Origin of the sequence: Paenibacillus violae (assembly GCF_032461945.1) — a bacterium.
Classification (GTDB): Bacteria; Bacillota; Bacilli; order Paenibacillales; family NBRC-103111; genus Paenibacillus_E; species Paenibacillus_E violae.
In genome coordinates this window covers 1-1,820 of the sequence record NZ_JAWCUD010000033.1, presented here as the reverse complement: position 1 = coordinate 1,820, position 1,820 = coordinate 1, and the positions used below count along the sequence as shown (strand labels likewise).

Here is a 1,820-nt window from a genome sequence, read left to right as displayed (position 1 = left end):
GGGCAGCATTCCTATTATGAGGAAATACGAGATTTGAGAAATAAAAAGACTCCTTGGTATGATGTTTATGGTTCCCTGATGCTGGCCAGCGTCGGATCCAAAAACAAAACCAAAGGAGACTACAACATGCATTCTACTCAAAATGAACGAATTAATCAAATCACTTTTTCTACCTTAATTATCGGAGTCGACATCGCAAAATTTAGACATGTGGCGAGAGCCCAAGACTTCCGCGGGGTCGAGTTCGGGAAGCCACTTACGTTTGAAAACAATCGAGAAGGCTTTGAATTATTTCTGAGCTGGTTTAGGAAGATTGCGAATGAGCAAGGGTTCAAGGACGTTATTGTTGGTATGGAACCAACGGGTCATTACTGGCTAAACCTAGCCCATTTTCTTAAAGATGTGCAAGTAAAATACGGCGTAGTGAACCCACTACACGTAAAGAAAAGTAAAGAATTAGATGACAATTCCCCAACAAAGAATGACATTAAGGACGCAAAAGTTATCGCACAGTTGGTCAAAGACGGGAGATACGCTGTACCGAGCCTTCCTCAAGGTGTTTATGCCGAACTGAGGGAAGCCATGAAAATTCGCGAACACCTGACAACTGATATTTGTGTTGTGCAACTACGTGTCCACAATTGGCTAGATCGGTATTTCCCAGAGTTTCTGACGGTATTTAAGGACTGGGAGTGCAAGTCTGCCATCCAAATGCTAAGCCTTCATCTACTGCCATATGAGCTTGTTTCTGTGCCAGACGAGACGCTACTACAGCATTTAAGAGAAGCTGCAAAGCGCGGGCTTGGTCTAGGTCGAATACAGAATCTGAAGGCAGCAGCCGGCTGTTCAGTTGGCATTAGGCAAGGTTCTGAGTTGGCTAAAATGGAGCTAAAGTTGTTGCTGACACAGTATGAATGGCTTAAGAACAAGCTTGAGGAATTGGAAGCAAAGCTAGATGAATTACTAGCCCAGATACCTCATGTAAAGCAAGTATTAGCAATAAAAGGAATTGGTCGGGATACGATCGCTGGCTTTTTGGCAGAGGTAGGTGACATTGACCAGTACCGACATCCAAAACAGATCACAAAGCTTGCTGGACTGAATTTGAAAACAAATTCATCCGGCACACATATTGGACAAACCAGGATCACAAAGAGAGGTAGGAAACGCCTTCGTGCTCTGCTCTTTAGAGTGATGATGCCGTTAGTCGCTAAAAATTCAGCCTTCCGAACCCTACACGAGTATTACACCAAACGGTCTGTGAATCCATTAAAAAAGATGCAGTCTCTCATCGCGTTATGTAACAAGCTCATACGCATCCTTTTCGGTATATTGCAGAAGGGCCATGAGTTTAGTGAAGAAAAAATGATCCAAGATATCCCTCGATTTGCGGAGATACCACAAGCAGCTTAATGATCGCTTTTTTAATGTTGATGACCAAAGCAGAGTAAGGATAACAAGAAGCACGGATGAGTCGGAAAGGCACTAAACTTACGGACAAAAATCCTGTCGGGCAGCATATCTGACCTCCACCTCATGGACAGGTTGAATGAAGGAATGTGGGAGCGTAGACTCTGCGAGATGTGGGAGGGTTGACCGCCATGAGCACATGTGGAGATCCAAAGGTGCAACCATACTTTTCCACGATAACCACAATTTACAGCGGGTGGCTTAAGTGAAGAGCTTTTTGCATTTTCGCATACCCATATATTTCTTTGTCTACAATTTAATTCCACTGAAAAGTTATCTGTTGCAAAGCAATTATGGTCTAAATCTGAGAAAACGAGAGTATTTAAGAGCAAAGCGTTTCTCCATAGAGG

General features: G+C 43.4%; 1 protein-coding gene. It reads left to right on the top strand.

The window, feature by feature from the left end; all coding sequences use genetic code 11:
• Positions 1–126: 126 nt before the first annotated feature.
• A complete protein-coding gene (locus RQP52_RS36385; RefSeq protein ID WP_315956297.1) occupies positions 127–1,413 on the top strand; it encodes an IS110 family RNA-guided transposase in 1,287 nt (428 codons plus the stop codon).
• The last annotated feature ends 407 nt before the right edge of the window (positions 1,414–1,820 follow it).

Bases quoted from the DNA above. Each gene is read 5' to 3' on its own strand.
- RQP52_RS36385 (WP_315956297.1), top strand. From the start codon at position 127: ATGCATTCTACTCAAAATGAACGAATTAATCAAATCACTTTTTCTACC.